We start from the raw sequence: 18451 nt of genomic DNA, 5'->3' as shown, positions 1-18451 counted from the left end.
TCTACCCGAGGTTGTTAAGAAGGGGCCCCTCCTCTACCGGAGGCGTTAAGAAGGGGCCCTTCCTTTCAGCTGTCGCCGCCGGTCTCGCCGACCGGGGCGGCGTTGACGTCGTCCAGCGCGTACTTGCGGGCCGCGTCCGCCGGCACGTGCGCCGGCACCACACCGCGCAGCGCGAGCTGGCGCAGCGTGGCCACCGCCACCGACTCGGCGTCCACGTGGAAGTGGCGGCGCAGCGCGTGCCGGGTGTCCGACATGCCGAACCCGTCGGTGCCGAGCGAGGTGTAGTCGCCGGGTACCCAGCGGGCGATCAGGTCCGGTACCGCGCGCATCCAGTCGCTGACCGCGACCTTCGGCCCGTCGGCGTCGGCCAGCTTCCGCGCGATGTACGGCACCCGCGGCTCCTCGCCCGGGTTGAGCAGGTTGTGCTCCTCGCACTGGACCGCGTCGCGGCGCAGCTCGGTCCAGGACGTCACCGACCACACGTCGGCGGCCACGCCCCAGTCCTCGGCGAGCAGCTGCTGGGCCTTGAGCGCCCACTGCATGCCGGTGCCGGAGGCGAGGATGTTCGCCTTCGGCGCGTCGTCGCCGACCTGCGGCGCGGGGGAGTAGCGGTGGATGCCCTTGACGATGCCCTCGACGTCCACGCCCTCCGGCTCGGCCGGCTGGAAGATCGGCTCGTTGTAGACGGTGAGGTAGTAGAAGATGTTCTCCTGCGCCTCGCCGTACATCCGGTGCAGGCCGTTCTCCACGATGTGCGCCAGCTCGAAGGCGAACGCCGCGTCGTAGGAGACCACCGCCGGGTTGGTGGCGGCGAGCAGCAGCGAGTGGCCGTCCTCGTGCTGCAGGCCCTCACCGTTGAGCGTGGTCCGGCCGGCGGTCGCGCCGAGCACGAAGCCCCGCGCCATCTGGTCCGCCGCCGCCCAGAACCCGTCGCCGGTGCGCTGGAAGCCGAACATCGAGTAGAAGATGTACAGCGGGATCATCGGCTCGCCGTGCGTCGCGTACGCCGTGCCGGCAGCGGTGAACGAGGCCACCGAACCGGCCTCGTTGATCCCCTCGTGCAGGATCTGGCCGGTGGTCGACTCCTTGTAGGACAGGAACAGGTCCCGGTCGACCGCGGTGTAGCGCTGGCCGTGCGGCGAGTAGATCTTCTGCGTCGGGAACAGCGAGTCCATACCGAACGTACGGGCCTCGTCCGGGATGATCGGCACCCAGCGCTTGCCGAACTCCTTGTCCTTCATGATGTCCTTGAGCAGGCGGACGAACGCCATCGTGGTGGCGACCTTCTGCTTGCCCGACCCGCGCTTGACGTCGGAGAACCGCTCGCTGCCCGGGATGGCCAGCGTCTTGCGGGCGGTGCTGCGCGTGGGCAGGTAGCCGCCGAGCTGCTGACGCCGGTCCTTCAGGTAGGTGATCTCGTCCGACTTCTCGCCCGGCGTGTAGTACGGCGGGAGGTAGGGGTTCTCCTCCAGCTGCTTGTCCGGGATGTCCAGGTAGAGGCGGTCGCGGAAGAGCTTCAGGTCCTCCAGCGTCAGCTTCTTCATCTGGTGCGTGGCGTTGCGGCCCTCGAAGTGCGAGCCGAGCGTCCAGCCCTTGATCGTCTTGGCGAGGATCACCGTCGGCTGGCCGGTGTGCTCCATCGCCGCCTTGTAGGCCGCGTAGAGCTTGCGGTAGTCGTGGCCACCCCGCTTGAGGTTCCAGATCTCGTCGTCGGACAGGTGCTCGACCATCTTGCGGGTCCGCGGGTCGCGGCCGAAGAAGTGCTCCCGCACGTACGCCCCGGACTCCGCCTTGTAGGTCTGGTAGTCGCCGTCGGGCGTGGTGTTCATCAGGTTGACCAGCGCGCCGTCGGTGTCCGCGGCGAGCAGCGGGTCCCACTCCCGGCCCCAGACGACCTTGATGACGTTCCAGCCGGCGCCCCGGAAGAACGCCTCCAGCTCCTGCATGATCTTGCCGTTGCCGCGGACCGGTCCGTCCAGGCGCTGCAGGTTGCAGTTGATCACGAAGGTGAGGTTGTCCAGCTCCTCGCGGGCGGCCACGCCGATCGCGCCGAGCGACTCGACCTCGTCCATCTCGCCGTCGCCGAGGAACGCCCAGACGTGCTGCTGGGAGGTGTCCTTGATGCCCCGGTGCTGCAGGTAGCGGTTGAACCGCGCCTGGTAGATGGCGTTCAGCGGCCCGAGACCCATGGAGACGGTCGGGAACTCCCAGAAGTCCGGCATCAGCCGCGGGTGCGGGTACGACGGCAGCCCGCCACCGGGGTGCGACAGCTCCTGCCGGAACCCGTCGAGCTGGTTCTCGCTGAGCCGGCCCTCCAGGAACGCCCGCGCGTACATGCCGGGGGAGGCGTGGCCCTGGTAGAAGATCTGGTCGCCGCCGCCCGGGTGGTTCTTGCCCCGGAAGAAGTGGTTGAAGCCCACCTCGTAGAGCGACGCGGAGCTGGCGAACGTGGAGATGTGGCCACCGACGCCGATCTCCGGGCGCTGCGCCCGGTGCACCAGCATCGCGGCGTTCCACCTGATGTACGCCCGCAGCCGCCGCTCGACGTGCTCGTCACCCGGGAACCACGGTTCGCGCTCCGGCGGGATCGTGTTGATGTAGTCGGTGGTGGTCAGGGACGGCACCCCGACCTGCCGCTCGCGGGCCCGCTCCAGCAGGCGCAGCATGACGTACCGGGCTCGCTTTGTCCCGCGCTCGTCGATGACACCGTCGAGCGACTCGACCCATTCGCTGGTCTCTTCAGGGTCGATGTCCGGAAGCTGGCTCGGCAGACCAGCGGTGATCACCGGGCGCTTGCGTTCCGTAGCCACAGGCGTTCCCTCGGTTTCGTGTGGGATAGGTCTCTAGCGCCATCCTGCCCCCTGGTGGCGCGTGCCGTCACCTCTCCCACCCTCAGACGCGACGCTGAACACAGGTACCCATCAGTAACTTTGCGCGATCACCGGATGCGCTATCGGCGGGCGGGGCGGGGAACCGGGCACTGCGGCAGAATGCGCCGTATGCGCAGTGAGGTGATCACCGTCCGGACCGGCTCCCGGCCGACCGTCCGGGACATCACGAGCGAGGCCGAACGGTTCGTGTCCGGCGCCGGCGACGGCCTGCTGCACGTCTTCGTCCCGCACGCCACCGCCGGGCTGGCGATCATCGAGACCGGCGCCGGATCCGACGACGACCTGCTGCGGGCCCTGGACGACCTGCTTCCCACCGACGACAGGTGGCGGCACCGGCACGGCTCGCCCGGGCACGGACGCGACCACGTGCTGCCGGCGTTCGTGCCACCGTACGCGACGCTGCCGGTGCTCGACGGGCGGATCCAGCTCGGCACCTGGCAGTCGATCTGCCTGGTCGACACCAACGGCGACAACCCCGACCGCCAGGTGCGCTTCTCGTTCCTGCCCGGCTGACCGGCGGCGCAGATAGTGGAGTACGTCAATTGTTGACTGGTCACGTACAATCGACTGATGGCGCACTCCACTGTCTCCGCTGAGCAGCCCGGCCCGGGTGACCGGCCGGGCCTGGCCGGGGACACCGTGCGCCGGATCCTGCACGTCGCCGCCGCGCTGCGCCACCACCAGGACGAGGCGTTCGCCGACCTGGGGCTCACGCCGGCGGCCGCCCGCGCGCTGCACCAACTGGACCCGGACCGCCCGCTGCCGGCCCGCGACCTCGCCGAGCAGCTCGGCTGCGACAGGTCGAACGTCACCAGCCTGGCCGACCGGCTGGAGCGGGCCGGGCTGGTGGAACGACGCACCGACCCGGCCGACCGGCGGCAGAAGGCGCTCGTGGTCACCGAGCGCGGCCGGGAGGTCCGCGAGCGGGTCGCCCACGTCATGTCCGACCCCCGGCTGCTCGACGACCTGAGCACCGCCGAACTGGCCGCGCTACGTGAACTCGTCTTCAAGGTCTCCGACGGCGGCTGTCCGGAGGAGTGCGGCGAGGTCTGAGCCACGCCGGGCGGAACGTGTCCGACTGGGCGCGGCGGGCCCGAGTCGGTAATGCTGTCCGACGTGACCACCCCGCACGATCTCGACGACCGGCTCCGGGCCGAACTGGCCGCGCTCGGGGCGCCCGAGAAGCGGCGCGACCTGGGCGAGCGACTGCCCGACGGCGGGCCGCTGACCGGGGCGCAGGCGCTGGCCCTGTTCGACGCGCAACTGACCAGCCGGCTGCTCGACCTGGCCGGGCAGTGGCTGCACGGCTTCGGTGAGGGGTACCACACCATCGAGTCGGCGGGGCACGAGGGCAACGCCGCCGTGGCCGCCGCGCTGCGGCCGACCGACCCCGCGCTGCTGCACCACCGCTCCGGGGCGTTCTACTGCCTGCGCGCCGCCCAGGCCGCCGGCGCCTTCCCCGCCGCCCCGCCGCCGCCCGTCCCGCCGACACCCGCCCCGGAGGCCGATCCCGACGCCGCCGTGGACGCCTCGCCCGATGCTGGTCCCGGCACCGTCGTCGACGGCTCGCCCAGTGCTGCTCCGCCGGCTGCCGCCGCCGGCTCGCCCAGTGCTGCTCCGCCGGCTGCCGCCGCCGGCTCGCCCAGTGCTGCTCCGCCGGCTGGCGCCGCCGGCTCGCCCGGCAGCGCCGTTGACAGCTCGCCCGGCACCGCCGCCGACGGCTCGCCCGGCACCGCTGCCCGCGCCGAGGTCCACGGCTCGTCCGGTGCCGTCCCCGGCACCTCGAGCGGCGTCTCGCCCGACGAGCCGGCCGCATCCTCCGCGCAGCGGGCCACCCCCGTCTCCTCGGCTGTCGCCCCCGCTCCGTCTGCTGTCATCCCGGACCCGGCGGCCGCCCCGGCCCTGCCGGCCGCCGTGCACGAATCGCACGACCTGCCCGCCCAGCGCGGCACCGGCCAGGATGCGCACATCAATCCCACCTCCCAGGAGCAACGTTCCACCCTCCGGGAACCGGAGAGATCTTGGAACGAAAGTGCCCATATAGGGGCCGTTTCGTACCAAGATCTCGAACGGCCGGGGGCGGGCGGCGAGGCGGGCAGCCTTCCCGTGGGAGCCTCGATCGTGGTGGACGCGGACGGTGACGCGACTGTCGGCGTACCCGATCTGCCACAGCCCGCGCCCGACGACGCGTTCGCGGCGGCGGCGCGCGACGTGCTGCGCGGCATTGTCGCGTCCGCGGAGGAACCGGCCGCCGGCGGCCGGCAGAAGCTCTTCGGCCGCGCCGACCTCGCGGTCGTGCCGACCCCCGCGAGCGCCGGCTCGCACCTGCCCCGCGCGGTCGGTCTGGGGCTGGCGCTGGAGCGGCTGCGCCGGGGCGCCCGGCCCGCGGACGGCGAGCCGGAAGCGGCGGCCTGGCCCGCGGACTCCGTGGTGGTCTGCTCCTTCGGCGACGCCTCGGTCAACCACGCCACGGTGACCGCCGCGCTCAACACCGCCGGCTGGTACGACCACACCGGCCTGCGTATCCCGGTGCTGTTCGTCTGCGAGGACAGCGGTGGCTCCGCCGAGGGGTGGGTGGCGACGACGCTGCGGTCCCGGCCCGGCATCCGCTACTTCGCGGCCGACGGCACGGACGTGGCCGAGAGCTACCGGGTGGCGGCGGAGGCGGCGGCCTGGGTGCGCCGGCACCGCCGGCCCGCCGTGCTGCACCTGGGCGCGGTCCGGCTGATGGGCCAGGGTGACGCGGCCCGCGACCCGCTGCTGGCCACCGCGCGGCTGCTGGTCACCTCCGGGTACGCCGGGGGCGAGGAGCTGCTCAGCCGGTACGACGAGCGGGGCTGGCAGCTGCGCCGCATCGCCGAGGAGGCGCTGGACGAGCCGAAACTGGCGTCCGCTGTCGACGTCGTGCGGGAGCTGGCGCCGCGGCGGCCGGTCCGGGTGGCCCGGGCGGTGGCCGAGGCGGCGGAGCGGGCGGCCGGGCCGGGCGCCGGGGCGCGGGCGGAGGCGTTCGGCGGCAAACCGCCGGAGCTGACCGGGCCGCTGACGCTGGCGCAGAGCATCAACGCGGCGCTCGCCGACGGCATGCTCGACCACCCTCGGATGGCGGTGTTCGGCCGGGACGTGGCCGCCGGCGGCGGGGCGCACGGGGTGACCGAGGGGCTGCGGGACCGGTTCGGGGCGGCCCGGGTGTTCGACACGCCACGGGACGAGACCTCGATCCTCGGACTCGGGCTGGGCGCCGGCCTGGCCGGGATGCTGCCGGTGCCGGAGATCCGGTACCTGGCGTATCTGCACAGCGCCGAGGATCAGTTGCGCGGCGAGGCGGCCACCATGCGGTTCTTCTCCCGGGGCGCGTTCCGCAACCCGATGGTGGTGCGGGTGGCCGCGCTGGCGGGTGAGGACGGGCTCGGCGGCCACGCGCGCAACGACAACTCGGTGGCGGTGCTGCGGGACGTACCGGGGCTCGTGGTCGCCGTGCCGGCGCGGCCGGACGACGCCGCGCCGATGCTGCGTACGTGCCTGGCCGCGGCCCGGGTCGACGGCAGCGTCTGCGTGTTCCTGGAGCCGGCCGCGCTCTACCACGCCCGCGACCTCCACGCCGACGGCGACGGCGAGTGGACGGCCGAGTACGCCGAGCCGGGCGCCTGGGCGGACCGGCACGTGCCGATCGGGCGGGCCCGCGTCTACGGGATCGGCTCGGCCGAGGACCTCACCATCATCACCTTCGGCGGCGGGGTGCGGATGTCGCTGCGTGCGGCCGCCACCCTGGCCGCGGAGGGCGTGGGCAGCCGGGTGGTGGATCTGCGCTGGCTGGCCCCGCTGCCGGTGGCCGACATCATCCGGGAGGCCTCGGCGACCGGCCGGGTGCTGGTGGTGGACGAGACGCGGCGCTCCGGCGGGGTGGGCGAGGGCGTGCTGTCCGCGCTCGTCGACACCGGGTACGTCGGCGCCGCGCGCCGTGTGGCCGGACTTGACTCGTTTGTACCATTAGGTCCGGCCGCTCGTCAGGTTCTGGTCTCCGAGGAAGCCATCACCCAGGGTGCCCGTACGCTGCTGGCACGGTAAATTCCGTTCCACCCGGTGCGCCACTTGCGCGGCGAGCCGCAACTGTGTGGACTGGGCCCGACGGTGTCACCCGACGCCACGAGCAGGGATAGATGAGGAGGCACGCGACAGTGAGCGCGACCGCTGGCCAGGCCGACGGGGTACGCAGCCTGGCGGACCGGTTCGGTATCGAGCCGGGCATGGTCGTCATGGAGATGGGCTACGACGACGACGTCGACACCGATCTCCGGGACGCCCTGACCGACCGCTGTGGGGAACTCGTCGACGAGGACACCGACGAGGTGGTCGACGCGGTTCTGGTCTGGCACCGCGACGGCGACGGTGACCTCTTCGAGCTCCTCGTGGACGCCCTCGGGCCCCTTGCCGACAACGGCGTGGTCTGGCTCCTGACCCCGAAGGCCGGCCGCGACGGCCACGTCGAGCCGAGCGAGGTCGCGGAGAGCGCGCAGACCGCCGGGCTCCAGCAGACCTCCACCATCAACGCCGGCCGCGACTGGAGCGGCGCCCGCCTCGTCATGCGGCGCGGCTCCAAGAGCAAGAAGTAGGAGCGCACATGCCCGTCGAGGTTGGCGCCGAAGCGCCCGACTTCCTGCTCAAGGACCAGAACAACCAGGAGGTACGGCTCGCCGACTTCCGCGGCCGCAAGACCGTCCTGCTCGTCTTCTACCCGCTCGCCTTCACCGGCGTCTGCCAGGGCGAGCTGTCCGAGGTGCGGGACAACCTCGACGAGTACGCCAACGACGACATCCAGGTGCTGACCGTCAGCGTCGACTCCGTCTACGCCCACAAGATCTGGGCCGAGCAGGAGGGCTTCCAGTTCCCGCTGCTCGCCGACTTCTGGCCGCACGGCGCGGTGGCCCAGGCGTACGGCGTCTTCAACGACGTCGCGGGCATCGCCAACCGGGGCACCTTCGTCATCGACAAGGCCGGCGTGGTCCGCTTCGCGGAGATGAACATGCCCGGCGAGGCGCGCGATCAGCAGGGCTGGCGCAAGGCGCTGGCCGAGGCCGCCGCTGCCTGAGTCCCACACCCAGGTACGTCGTTCGACCGGGCCGGAGGCGGGCAGGTAAGCTGGCCGCTCCGGCCCGCCGTACGGGCGTTCCGGGCGCGTAGCTCAGTGGGAGAGCACTCGCCTTACAAGCGAGGGGTCGCAGGTTCGAAACCTGCCGCGCCCACCTTTCACATCAGCGGGAACCGTCCCGAGAAGATCACTCCCCGGGGCGGTGACTCGACGGGCTCCACGTGTTAGATCCGTTGCCATTGATGCCGGGACCAGGGCGGCTGGCGTCCGGGAGAATGAGCCTGTGGCCTCTGACCAGGAAGCGCTTCCGCGCCTGCGGGAATGCCCTACCGGGCCGGCGCTGCATTACGCTGCCAGGCCACACCTCGCAGGACCGCTACCTCCCCCGAGCGGTTGCCGCAGACGTAACCCTCGCCTGCACTGCTCCTCGGAGGTGAGACGTGGCTACCGTGGACCCGGGTTTGCGGCCAGAGATGGTGCAACGAGAAGGCCGGGAAGCTTTCGAGCGGCTTCGCACGTACTCCATAATCGCTGTTCAGGCGGGTGTGGCCGCTGGATTGTCCTGGTTCATCGCCAGCGACGTGCTGCACAATCCACAGGCGTTGTTCGCCCCCGCCGCCTCGATCGGCACGGTCGCAGCAGCCCTCGGCAATCGGATCAGGCGAGCGGCGGAACTCATCGCCGGGGTGATCCTCGGGGTGGCGGCCGGGCAGTTGATCATCTTCGCCATCGGGACGGGGCCGATACAGATCGCCGTGATCGTGGCATTCGCGATCTCGTCGGTAGCCGTGATTCGCGGGGGCGGCGCCGTGATGGTGCACGCAGGAAGCACCGCGGTGCTGCTGGGGACGCTGACTGCGCAGCAATCCCACCTGGCTGTGGCGCGGACGGTCAACGCGTTGATCGGGGGCGCGACGGCCATCGCCGTGGCGTTGCTGATCCTGCCGGCCAACCCTGTGCGCGTCGTGCACCGCTCTGCCGGTCCGTCGCTGGATGTTTTCGCCCGTGCTCTCACGGCTGTCGCCGAGGCGTTGGATCGGCGTGAGGTTCAACAGGCCGACGACGCCTTGCAGCGCCTGATCGCGGTAGAGCAGGAAAGAGACAAGACGATCGAGATGGTCGCCGCGGCGGGGGAGATCGCGCTTCTCTCACCCTGGCGGTGGCGACGATTGGGCATCCTGCGCCGGTATCAGCGCGCCTCCGAGCACCTCCAATCCGCCTACTCCAACAGCCGCGAATTGGCGCACTGGGTCGTATCGGCGGTACGGCTGCGTGAACCCGTACCCGCCGGCCTCTCAGCGTCGATCGAGCACCTCGGCCAAGCGGTGCGGCTGCTGCATCGCGATTTCGTCGCCGGCCGAGAGCCCGACCTTGCACGCGCGCGGGCGCAACAGGCCATCGAGGAGGTCAACCAGGCCTGCGCCGAAGAGATCGGATTCTGCGAGATGGTCCTCATTTCCCGGCTGCGCCTTGCCATCAGCGACGTGCTTCAAGCGTCCGGACTGCCAAAGGCAGAGGCAAATCAGCAGGCGGGGTTGGCCGCCGACTCGAGCTGATTCAACAACAGGTGTTCTTGCCGCGTTGCGGAAGCCGCAGCCGCGACTAAGGCGTGTTTCAGAAGTCGTGGTGGCCGGTGAAGGTCGCGGCGTGGCGGTGATCGACAACTAAAGAGGTCTCCGGTATCTGGTTCTGCGACCAAGCAAGAACTTCATACCGGAGACCTCGTGGCCAGCGTAGCGGTGACGAGGCGGCACGACCTCACCGACGCTCAGTGGCAGCGGCTCGCTGCGCTGCTGCCTGCCGCGTCGGCGAAGGGCCGGCCGCCGAAGTGGGAGAAACGGCAGCTCATCGATGGGATCAGGTGGCGGATCCGGATCGGGTCGCCCTGGCGTGACGTCCCGGCCGAGTACGGACCCTGGCAGACGCTCTACGGCCTGTTCCGTCGCTGGCAGCGCGACGGCACCTGGGACAAGATCCTGGCCGCGTCACAGGCCGCCGGCGATGCGCAAGGCCGGATCACCTGGACGGTCAGCGTGGACTCGATGACCAGCCGCGCCCACCAACACGCCGCCGGCGCACGCAGAGACGGCCACCTGCAGAAAGAGCCACCCGGTGGCGTGCACGACGAACCCGCCGATCACGCCCTCGGACGATCTCGCGGCGGTCTGACCACCAAGACGCATCTGGCCTGTGAGCAGGGACAGAAGGTCCTATCGATGGTCGTGACCGCCGGGCACCGTGGTGACAGCCCGCAGTTCATCCCGGTCCTGCGTCGTATCAAGGTGACCCGCCTCGGGGTGGGCCGGCCCCGCACCTGCCCCGACCTGGTCCTGTCCGACAAGGCGTACACCAGCCGCGGAAACCGCGCCTACCTGCGCAAGCGCGGGATCAAGGCGTGCATCCCGAGCAAGAAAGACCAGGACGCCCACCGCAAGGCCAAGGGCAGCCGCGGCGGGCGGCCGCCGAAGTTCGACCGAGACCTCTACCGGATGCGACATGCCGTCGAGAACGGCATCGCCCGGCTCAAGCGCCACCGCGGCGTGGCCACCCGCTACGACAAGTTGGCCGTCCGGTTCCAGGCCGTCCTGACCATCACCATCATCTGTGAATGGCTCTGACCGGGCTTATGAAACACGCCTTAGCTTGATTTTTAACCCGTGCGGCGTGGCCGGGGATTGACGGACTTCGTCTTCGTTGCGGTCGGTGTCTTGGCGTTCGTGGTGGTCGCGGTGTGGACGTCGTAGCGCGGGGTGGGGTGGTTGTTGCGGCGGCCGGGTGGCCGTCCTGGTCCTGGCCGGGCGGGTTTGGCTGCACCGGCCGGGCAGGTGGCCTTCGCGCGCAGGTGCCGAAACCCGCGGCGGACGCGGGCGGGTGACAGACGCTGCGGTGGTGCGGGTTTCTCCCAGGGGCGGCGCAGGTCGGTGGCGAGGGCGCGGGCCAGCCGGAGTTGGGTGTAGGCGGCGAGGATCATCCAGGTCCATCGGTCGGCGGCCTGCGGCGTGCGGATCTTCGGGCAGGTCCAGCCGAGGGTCTGTTTGAACAGGCGGAACGTGTGTTCGATGTCGAAGCGGCGCAGGAACGTCTGCCAGAGCCGGTCGACATCAGCGGTGGTGGCGTCGACGCCGGACCACCACAACCAGACCGGCTTCGGGGTCGCGCCGCTGGGCAGGTGCTCGACTTCCAAACGGATGACGGTTCCCTCGATGACCGGCAGCATCTTCGCCGAGTCGATCCAGGCGGATCGGTGGGTCAACCGTGGGTGCAACCGGTCCCAGGCTCGAGCCCACGCCGTGCCGTAAAGACGGGTGTCGGCAACGGTGGCAGCATTCGGTTCACCCCAGGTGGAGGGATCACCGAAGACGAACTCGTCGCCGTGCCTGCGCGGTCGGCCGATCGTCCCGGGTTGCCGGGCTGGCACTGCCCGGCGTAGTACCCGGTCGGAGCGCATCCGAGCGAGGACTTGCACGGGCAGGTCACGCAGGAGGAACGCAAGGCGGGGTGCGTCGTAGCCGGCGTCGGCCACGACCAGGATCTCCAGGTCCCCGGCCTGCCACTGCCCGGCCGCGATCAGACGCCCCACGATGTCTCGCAACTGCCCAGCGGTGACCGTGGCCGCGTCATCACCAGGCGCCAGCCGCACCGCGTCCAACGGCGCGGTCCACGAACTTCGGCCCGATTCCAGGGCCACGACCATCGAATACGGCCAGCCCGGGATCATGATGGTCTGATCCTTGCCGCGTCCGTAGGTGTGGCACAGGATCCGCTGCGGTGAGGTGTGCGCGTCCGGCCGCAGCCAGCAGGTGATGTCGACCGCCAGGACGAGACGGCCGTCGGCTGCCCGCGGCAACGGCACCCCGGCGAGGGCGGTGCGCAGCCGATCGACGTCCAGCCGCCCGCAGGCGAGGGCGTCATATAACGCCCCATGCCCCCGGCGGTGCTCACCCACCAGCGACAACTCCACCAACGACCGGACCGGCCCGTCGGCGCACAACACCGCGTCCGTCAGGTCGAACAACGCGTCAGCCCGAGCAGTCAAGCAGTCGTAGAACTCTCGCCGGAACCTGCCCAGGTCCCCGACGGCATCAGCCGAACCGCGGTCATGCACACTGATCACCAGAACAGCCCTTGGTCATTGATGCTCTTCCCTAGACAAGAAGATCATCGACCAAGGGCTGTTTCCGTGATCAGTCAGGGTCCCCACAGGCCCCTCGGAGGTTAAAGATCAAGTTAGCGGCGGACGACACGGGAGAGCAAGCGACAGCTCGCAGCTCCGAACCGGCCGCACCCGCCGCTCACGCCAGCCAAACCGCCGGTGCGGTGACAGCACGAGTAGCCCGTTGACGACCTGCAATGAGGTCAGGCGCTCCAGCCACCGACGCCACCGCTGCCGGTGTTGCCGCCGTCCGTCCGGTTCCGATGGTCGTCGAGCCTGCGGCGGGCCACGGCGGATGCCTGGAGGTCACGCACCTGGCCGCCGTCGACTGGTGTCTTCCGGCTATGGCGCCACAGTGCGACCGCAGCGACGGCCGCCGCGATGATGATCAGAACGATGAGCCAGCGCACTTCGACCTCCCTGGGTGAGATGCCTGCCCCCACTGTGAGGCAGCCGGTCAAGGCTGGTTCCAGGGCGCCTCGACAACGAATGAGCCGCCGGAGATCAGGCTCGGAGCCGTACCCTCCGGGGCTGTGGAACTGGACGATGCATCGTGGGGCAGGGCACTGGTCCTCGTTATGGAACTGCGCGACCCCGCCATTCCTGACGTCGAGGGGTTCGGGGCGACCGACCTGCGCCCTGTTGACCTTCATGCGAGGATCTGAGGTGTGATTCTCCACCGAAGGGGCAGTGCCTCGTAGGCAGCCGCAGCCCCGATCACTTCGCCGCCGCGTGCGCATCACGCGAAGCCCGTGGGCCCGTTATCGGGATGTTCCTGGACTCTCCGGTCCCGCGAACGCTGCCATCCGTCTGGTGGAAGGGCGGCGGTGGCTCCCGGGCACGGTGGCCGCCGCCATCAGGATCTGGGGCGCGCATGCGTACGGCAGCCGGCATCGGTGGAAGCCGTGGGAAGCGGAGTTCGCCTGTTCCTGCTGTGGCGAAGCCTGGGCACGACTGCGCTTGGAAGAGGCAATCGTCTCGCTGCCAAGCCATGCCGGGCGAGAGCTTCAGGTAGTTGTCGACCGCCTGGACGACGCATTGTTGAGGCGTACCCATCACGATCCTCAAACGCCCGGTCACGACCCCTGGTGGCTGCGCCGCTGTTGATCAAGCGGAAACGCTCTTACTACGTCGTTTTCGTCGGGTGGAACCGCCGGTAGATGGCAGGTAGGAACAGCAGAATCAGGACGACGATCGCTGCTCCCACGAGTAACGGTGGCCCCAGCGAGTCAGCGAGGCGGATCCCGCTCGGTGCCGAGGTGTGCTGAGGCGCGTTCGGGTTGTCAGGGCTTCCGGCGAACGAGCCCCGATTTGCGATGAACGCCTGGCCGCAGCAGAGGGCCATTGGAATGGTCAGGATGCAGGTCATCGTATGTGCCCACGCTCTGCCTCGCACGAGACCCACCAGCGACAGGAGCAGGCCGGCCATAGCGAGACCGGACAGGACCACCGTCAGCCGGCCGACGACCTCGGCCCCCAGGTCGGCAAGCCCGTTCCGGTTCGCTGCCTCCTCCGGCGACACGTGGTACACGACGTCCCAGTGCGTGAGGTCATAGAGGACTGTTACGGCGTTGAGCGTCAACCCGAGCACCAGTAGGCCGACCGCGACGGCCGGTGCGAACAGCGGCCATCGAGACGTCGACCCTCGCCGGCGGTTGGCCCTCTTGATGATCACTCGGCGGACCATACACAAGCTGATCTGGCGTCAGGGGCACATCGCTCTTGGGGTGACAGCAACGCCGATAGCAAGAGGCCCGGCGAGCGGCGGATGGCTGGAGATCAGGCTTGGAGCCGTACCCTTCGGGCTGCGGATCCTGCGCTGCCCGGACGTCATCACCCTGATGTTCTTCAACCAGCCCGAGTTGACGGACGAGGAGGTGATAGATGGTCGTGCAGGAACGACCGCGCCGCGTCCTTCATGGCTGCCACCGCCTCCTCCGTCTGATCCGGCGCTGCGCCGCAATCGGCGTACAGGTACAGGAAGCGGTAGCCCACCTCGCGCAGCTCCTCAGAGGGAAAGTAGGCCGACTGCCAGTAGATCTCGTGCGCCAGGTCCTCGGGGTCGCCCTCTCCGGCGATGATGCTCGCCGCTGCCGCACGCATGAGGTGCAGCCGGGCGCCGCTCTCGTCCGGGACCGGCGAGCCGAGTTCCTCCATCGCCTGCCGGAACAGGTCGACGGCTTCCCGGGACTGGCCCTTCGACAGACCGGCGAGCTCACGCAGGCTCGGCGAGTCGACACCACGGGCCAGAGCGTGCGCGGCCGCCATCGCCAGGTCGTCGCCGACCGGCTCGTCCATCGCCAGCCGGACGGCAAGGTCGCGCAGTCGCTCCATCCCCGAGAGGCTAGGCGGTACGTGGGGCCGTGTCCGCCCATGGGGACGCGATTGCGCGACGGGTCAGCGAATGCCCGCGTCGTGGAGCCGCCGGGTGGCACCCGGATCGATGGTGGTCCGCACGAGCGAACCGGGCGCGTCTGAGGATCCAGTACTGAACGCGGTCACCACCAGCACGACGACCAGCACCGGCATCAACAGCGTCCGGACCAGCATGGCCCAGCACGCCTTGAGGCCGACCCGGCCGCCGTCCTTGGCCCTGACGAGTTGGGTGCCGGTGAGCAGCGCGCCGAGCGCCCGGCCGTTGCCGTAGCAGAGGCCGTAGAGCAGCGGCACCACCACGAGCAACGAGAGGCTCGCCCCGGCGGCGAAGTTGTCGGACAGGGTGACCGCGCGGTCCACCAGGGACAGGGCGACGACGCCCGCCCCGACACCGAACAGGAACACCGTGAAGTCGACGAGCCAGGCCAAGGCCTGCGCCCCGGTGCCGGCCCGGACGTACAGGCCGCCGTTGCCGAACGTCGCGATCCGCTTCGCCTCCCGGGGGCCGAGTACGTGCTCCGCCTGCGCCTGGGCGGCTTCCAGCCGGGTCAGTGGGTGGCCCGTGGCGCGGACTGTCACAGCGCTCTCCTGTTGTGTCGTGGGCACCGGGCGTTTCGCCGGATCCGGACGCCGTGCCGTGTCGTACCCCGAGTGCAGAGTAGTCGGCGCCAGAACAAGGCCACGGCGCTATGTCGCTGAGGTGTTGTACCGGTCCAGCGTCGCCTTGGAGGTCGACGCGTCGCGGAAGACGAGCTCCCACGGGCCGGTGTTCACATCCATGTCCTTGCCGAACCCGACCCACTTTCCGGCCATCCGCCGGCCCGTCGGCTCGGCGCGGAGCTGGATCGCTCCGTGATAGCGGGCGCCTCGGTAGTAGCCGGCCGGATCGGTCTGCTCCACCCAGGTGCCGGTGACAACGGCCCCGTCCACGGTCAGGTCCAGCGACAGAGATGAGGACGCCGACCCGGGCAGGCTGCGCGCGGTCAGCCTGTCGCCGTGCTGCAGCAGGACGACGAAGTGCTGTCCGGCGAAGGACTCCTCCCGTCCGCTGGAGTAGTACTGGTAGCGGCTGAGCCACACGCCCTCGTATGACCTGTGCGCCGTGCTGGGCTCGGCAGCCGGCGTCGGCGTGGCCAGGTTCGACACGGGCGAGGTCAGGTCGTGGCCACCCTGTTGGTCGTCGGCCACGTGCCCACCGGGCACCGCGGCGAAGCCGAGCAGTGAGATGGGCAGGCCGGTGACGACCTCCAGCGCGCGTGCGAAGTCGTCCTGGTTCATGCGCATCCCGTTATCGAGGGCGCCCAGGGCCGTGTCGGAGCGGCCATGAGCGACACGATAGCGCTGTGTCGCAGTGGTGTCACCGTTGGTGCATGGCCCGTAGGTCATCGACGAGCGGCGTTTCGGGGTACGGTCGACAGAATGGCGGCCGGGTGAGTTCGCCGGGCCTCTTGAGCTTGGAGCTGGGCTATGGCTTCCTCCGTCGATCCGCGCTTCGGGGCAGCTCTGCGCGAGTTTCGGGAGCGGCGTGGTCTGTCGCTTCGGTCCCTCGGGCAGCTCGCCCATCGAAGCAAGAGCCATCTGCACGAGCTGGAAGCAGGGCTCAAGGCTCCGACTGTCGACACGGCGCGCCACTTGGACCGGATTCTCGACGCCGGAGGTGTGCTTGCTCGGCTGGTCGATGCGCCGATCGACCATGCGGCCGAGGCGGGCGAGTTGCGGGCGAGGGTTGCCGCCAGTGATGTCAGCGGTGAGGTGCTCGAACGGATCGAGCAGGGCGTCGACGACCTCGCCAGCTCCTATCCGACTATGGCGCCGGCGGATCTGTTGCCGCTGGTGCGGCGACATCTGGCCTATGTGGTGCGGCTGCTGGACGGACGGGTCACGCTTGCTCAGCAGCGTCGGCTGTTGGTTGCGGGCGGTTGGTTGGCGGTGCTGCGGGCCACCGTTCACATCGACCTGCGGCAGCGCGGTGCGGCGGCTGCCCATCTGCGTGCTGCTCGTGAGCTTGCCGAACACGCCGAGCATGCGGAGATCCAGGCGTGGTGTCTGGAGACCCGGGCCTGGGACGTGTTGACGCAAGGTGACTACCGGACGGCACTCGATCTGTCTCATCAAGCACAGCGGGTCGCGCCGAAAGGCAGCTCGGCCAGGATTCAGGCGACTGCCCAGGAAGCTCGCGCGTGGGCGCGGATCGGTGATGTGGCCGCCACCCGGCGAGCGCTGGAGCGGGTGGAGCGGTTGACGGCGAATCTGCCCGTTCCGGAACGGGCCGAGCATCACTACCGCTACGACCCCGCGAAGGCCGCCGCCTATATGGCCACGACGTTGGCGTGGGCCGGTGACCCGGCTGCCGAGCAGGTGGCGCGGGCGGTACTGACCGATCTGGACCCGCACGGTGATGGGGGAGCGCGTCCTCGCCGTTCCGCGTCGGCGCGTCTCGACCTCGGACTTGCCCTGGTCGCCGCCGACCAGCCGGATGAGGCGGTTGCGCTCGGGGCGCAGGCGGTGGCGTCCGGGCGGGTGGTGCCGTCGAACTGGTGGCGAGCCGCGGAACTGCTCGCGAAGGTGGAGCAGTCGGGCGTGCCGGAGGCCGCGATGTTGCGTGACCTGTGCGTCGAGTACGCCCCCGCCCGCCGATCGACAGCGGACAGCACACCTGGTTAGCGGACAGTCACCTCCTGGATCGTGGACGCGCTCGGCGTGACGCTGGATCTCCACCGGGCGCGGAAAGGCACATCAGCAGGTGTCCTCCGTGCCCTCACCACGGAGGGCCGGACAGATGACGGTGACCATTGGGCTCCTGCGACGGCTCGTCGGTCGGTACCTTCCGCCGTCGACGGTGTCCGGCTTCGGCGAGCGCATCCAGGCGATGGAGCAGGAGATCGCCAGACGTCGTTTGCTGGATCAGGCGCGAGGCGGGCAACGGTCCCCGGACGGCGACGCCTCGCGGGAACGCCGCGTCTCGTACGACGCTTACCTGTCGGCCGCCGCGTTGACGTTCGCCCGGCGGCATCGGCCGGTGTGGTGCTGGCGGCGGTGGCGACGGGTTTGCCGGTGCGGAGCCGACCTGCCCTGTCATTCGCGGCATCGGCTCCCGATCAATCGTGGTCACTGGCCACAGGCGGGTGACGAGTGATCGGCGGGCCGGAGGAGATGATCCTCGCGGTACACGTGCGGGGACTCGACGGCATGTGTGCCGGGTGCCGGGCGTGGTGGGCACGGCTCACGCCGTACCCGTGCTGGCAGGCGGAATGGGCGACGAGTCGGCAGGCGCGGGCGATCACCGCGCGGTTCCTGGAGGGTGCGCGCACTCGCAGGCGTGAGCTGCGGGCGGAGTACGCCGGCGCGCCGGTGTCACTGGCTCTGTATCTCGGCGCCTACCTCGTGCAAGCCTCCGAGGACATGCCCTGGGCGCCTGCCGGCGCGCTGCACCGCCGCTTCGTCGGGTGGACCCGGGAGGCCGGTCCGCAGGGGTGATGACTGCTCAGAGTCGCCGCTCCCGCAGCCGCCGCCGGAACCGCATCCACTCGGCCGGTACGACGAGGCAGCCCGCCACCGCGGGCGGCACGGTCACCAGGAAGTCCGGCCACCGCCAGATCGGCGCGTCCGCTTCCCGCAGGTGGGTGGGGTGCCGGGGGTCGTTCAGGGACTTGCCGGGCCCTTCGTAGTTGGCGCGCACCACCTGCGCGTCGCCGATCCGGCCCCTGGTCTCCAGCATGCGGTTCTCCCACACCTGCCACCCGGCGAAGGTCAGGAACAGCGCGGTGAACAGGGACGTGACGAGCAGCCAGAGACCGGCTGTCAGCACGGTCGCCCCCTCGCCCCGTAGCAGGCCGAGGACGACCTCCTCGTAGCGCGAGGGGCGGCTGACGGGGCCGGCGCCCGCTCCGTCGACAGACATCCCGCCGCTCCTTCGCCGACTGCCCTGGACATCCACGGTAGCCA

General features: G+C 70.3%; 18 protein-coding genes, 1 tRNA gene and 1 pseudogene. 12 read left to right on the top strand and 8 right to left on the bottom strand.

What is annotated here, in order from left to right; all coding sequences use genetic code 11:
- Positions 1-65: 65 nt before the first annotated feature.
- A complete protein-coding gene (aceE, locus tag J3R08_RS23605) occupies positions 66-2810 on the bottom strand; it encodes a pyruvate dehydrogenase (acetyl-transferring), homodimeric type (protein ID WP_043329212.1) in 2745 nt (914 codons plus the stop codon).
- A gap of 189 nt (positions 2811-2999) precedes the next feature.
- On the opposite strand from aceE, the gene J3R08_RS23600 reads away from it, so the two are divergent.
- The 8 genes from J3R08_RS23600 to J3R08_RS23565 all read left to right on the top strand — a co-directional run bounded on the left by J3R08_RS23600 (position 3000) and on the right by J3R08_RS23565 (position 10595).
- A complete protein-coding gene (locus J3R08_RS23600) occupies positions 3000-3404 on the top strand; it encodes a secondary thiamine-phosphate synthase enzyme YjbQ (protein ID WP_197494962.1) in 405 nt (134 codons plus the stop codon).
- 57 nt (positions 3405-3461) lie between these two features.
- Positions 3462-3944, top strand: a complete 483-nt coding sequence (locus J3R08_RS23595; protein ID WP_209962811.1) for a MarR family winged helix-turn-helix transcriptional regulator — start codon at positions 3462-3464, stop codon at positions 3942-3944.
- 63 nt (positions 3945-4007) lie between these two features.
- Positions 4008-6956 (top strand): transketolase C-terminal domain-containing protein, encoded by a 2949-nt coding sequence (locus J3R08_RS32215; RefSeq protein ID WP_348531770.1) that lies wholly within the window; start codon positions 4008-4010, stop codon positions 6954-6956.
- Positions 6957-7066: 110 nt separating this feature from the next.
- Entirely contained in the window at positions 7067-7501 is a 435-nt protein-coding gene (locus J3R08_RS23585; RefSeq protein ID WP_013287823.1) for a DUF3052 domain-containing protein, read from the top strand.
- An 8-nt stretch (positions 7502-7509) separates the two neighbouring features.
- Positions 7510-7977 carry a peroxiredoxin gene (locus J3R08_RS23580; protein ID WP_091421344.1) on the top strand — a complete coding sequence of 156 codons (468 nt, stop codon included), beginning with the start codon at positions 7510-7512 and terminating at the stop codon, positions 7975-7977.
- Between the two features lie 82 nt (positions 7978-8059).
- Positions 8060-8131, top strand: a tRNA-Val gene (locus tag J3R08_RS23575).
- Positions 8132-8417: 286 nt separating this feature from the next.
- Positions 8418-9533, top strand: coding sequence for an aromatic acid exporter family protein (locus J3R08_RS23570; protein ID WP_223201351.1), 1116 nt, complete (start codon positions 8418-8420; stop codon positions 9531-9533).
- Positions 9534-9701: 168 nt separating this feature from the next.
- The gene (locus J3R08_RS23565) at positions 9702-10595 is read left to right on the top strand and encodes an IS5 family transposase (RefSeq protein WP_209962809.1); all 894 of its coding nucleotides are present in this window, start codon (positions 9702-9704) and stop codon (positions 10593-10595) included.
- A gap of 32 nt (positions 10596-10627) precedes the next feature.
- Here the strand turns inward: J3R08_RS23565 and J3R08_RS23560 are convergent, their stop codons facing one another.
- Positions 10628-12091: an NF041680 family putative transposase gene (locus J3R08_RS23560; protein ID WP_209959880.1), complete on the bottom strand. Its 1464-nt coding sequence runs from the start codon at positions 12089-12091 to the stop codon at positions 10628-10630.
- A 242-nt stretch (positions 12092-12333) separates the two neighbouring features.
- Positions 12334-12540 (bottom strand): hypothetical protein, encoded by a 207-nt coding sequence (locus J3R08_RS23555; protein WP_113972611.1) that lies wholly within the window; start codon positions 12538-12540, stop codon positions 12334-12336.
- 123 nt (positions 12541-12663) lie between these two features.
- Between J3R08_RS23555 and J3R08_RS32535 the strand changes: the two genes are divergently transcribed.
- Entirely contained in the window at positions 12664-12795 is a 132-nt protein-coding gene (locus tag J3R08_RS32535) for a hypothetical protein (RefSeq protein ID WP_255423671.1), read from the top strand.
- A gap of 461 nt (positions 12796-13256) precedes the next feature.
- On the opposite strand, the gene J3R08_RS23550 is transcribed toward J3R08_RS32535, so the two are convergent.
- The 4 genes from J3R08_RS23550 to J3R08_RS23535 form a co-directional block, all read right to left on the bottom strand.
- Entirely contained in the window at positions 13257-13805 is a 549-nt protein-coding gene (locus tag J3R08_RS23550; protein WP_147265135.1) for a hypothetical protein, read from the bottom strand.
- Positions 13806-13978: 173 nt separating this feature from the next.
- On the bottom strand, positions 13979-14464 hold the full coding sequence (locus tag J3R08_RS23545; protein ID WP_113972610.1) for a hypothetical protein: 486 nt from the start codon (positions 14462-14464) through the stop codon (positions 13979-13981).
- Positions 14465-14527: 63 nt separating this feature from the next.
- Entirely contained in the window at positions 14528-15085 is a 558-nt protein-coding gene (locus J3R08_RS23540) for a hypothetical protein (RefSeq protein WP_233514643.1), read from the bottom strand.
- A gap of 108 nt (positions 15086-15193) precedes the next feature.
- On the bottom strand, positions 15194-15790 hold the full coding sequence (locus J3R08_RS23535; RefSeq protein ID WP_113972609.1) for an XRE family transcriptional regulator: 597 nt from the start codon (positions 15788-15790) through the stop codon (positions 15194-15196).
- A 183-nt stretch (positions 15791-15973) separates the two neighbouring features.
- Between J3R08_RS23535 and J3R08_RS23530 the strand changes: the two genes are divergently transcribed.
- From J3R08_RS23530 to J3R08_RS23525, 3 genes and pseudogenes are all read left to right on the top strand, one after another.
- Positions 15974-17170 carry a helix-turn-helix domain-containing protein gene (locus tag J3R08_RS23530; RefSeq protein ID WP_113972608.1) on the top strand — a complete coding sequence of 399 codons (1197 nt, stop codon included), beginning with the start codon at positions 15974-15976 and terminating at the stop codon, positions 17168-17170.
- Between the two features lie 267 nt (positions 17171-17437).
- A pseudogene (locus J3R08_RS32750) lies at positions 17438-17815 on the top strand (hypothetical protein); the annotation flags it as partial.
- A complete protein-coding gene (locus J3R08_RS23525) occupies positions 17801-17983 on the top strand; it encodes a hypothetical protein (RefSeq protein WP_245255597.1) in 183 nt (60 codons plus the stop codon). The pseudogene J3R08_RS32750 and the gene J3R08_RS23525, both read left to right, overlap by 15 nt.
- Positions 17984-17990: 7 nt before the next feature.
- Here J3R08_RS23525 and J3R08_RS23520 read toward each other — a convergent pair whose 3' ends face one another.
- The gene (locus J3R08_RS23520) at positions 17991-18407 is read right to left on the bottom strand and encodes a hypothetical protein (protein ID WP_209962807.1); all 417 of its coding nucleotides are present in this window, start codon (positions 18405-18407) and stop codon (positions 17991-17993) included.
- Positions 18408-18451: the final 44 nt, after the last annotated feature.

The sequence above is a fragment of the Micromonospora sp. HB375 genome, from assembly GCF_017872985.1.
Lineage (GTDB): Bacteria > Actinomycetota > Actinomycetes > Mycobacteriales > Micromonosporaceae > Micromonospora > Micromonospora chalcea.
The sequence above is the reverse complement of the archived record's forward strand: the minus strand, read 5'-3'. Positions and strand labels throughout refer to the sequence as shown.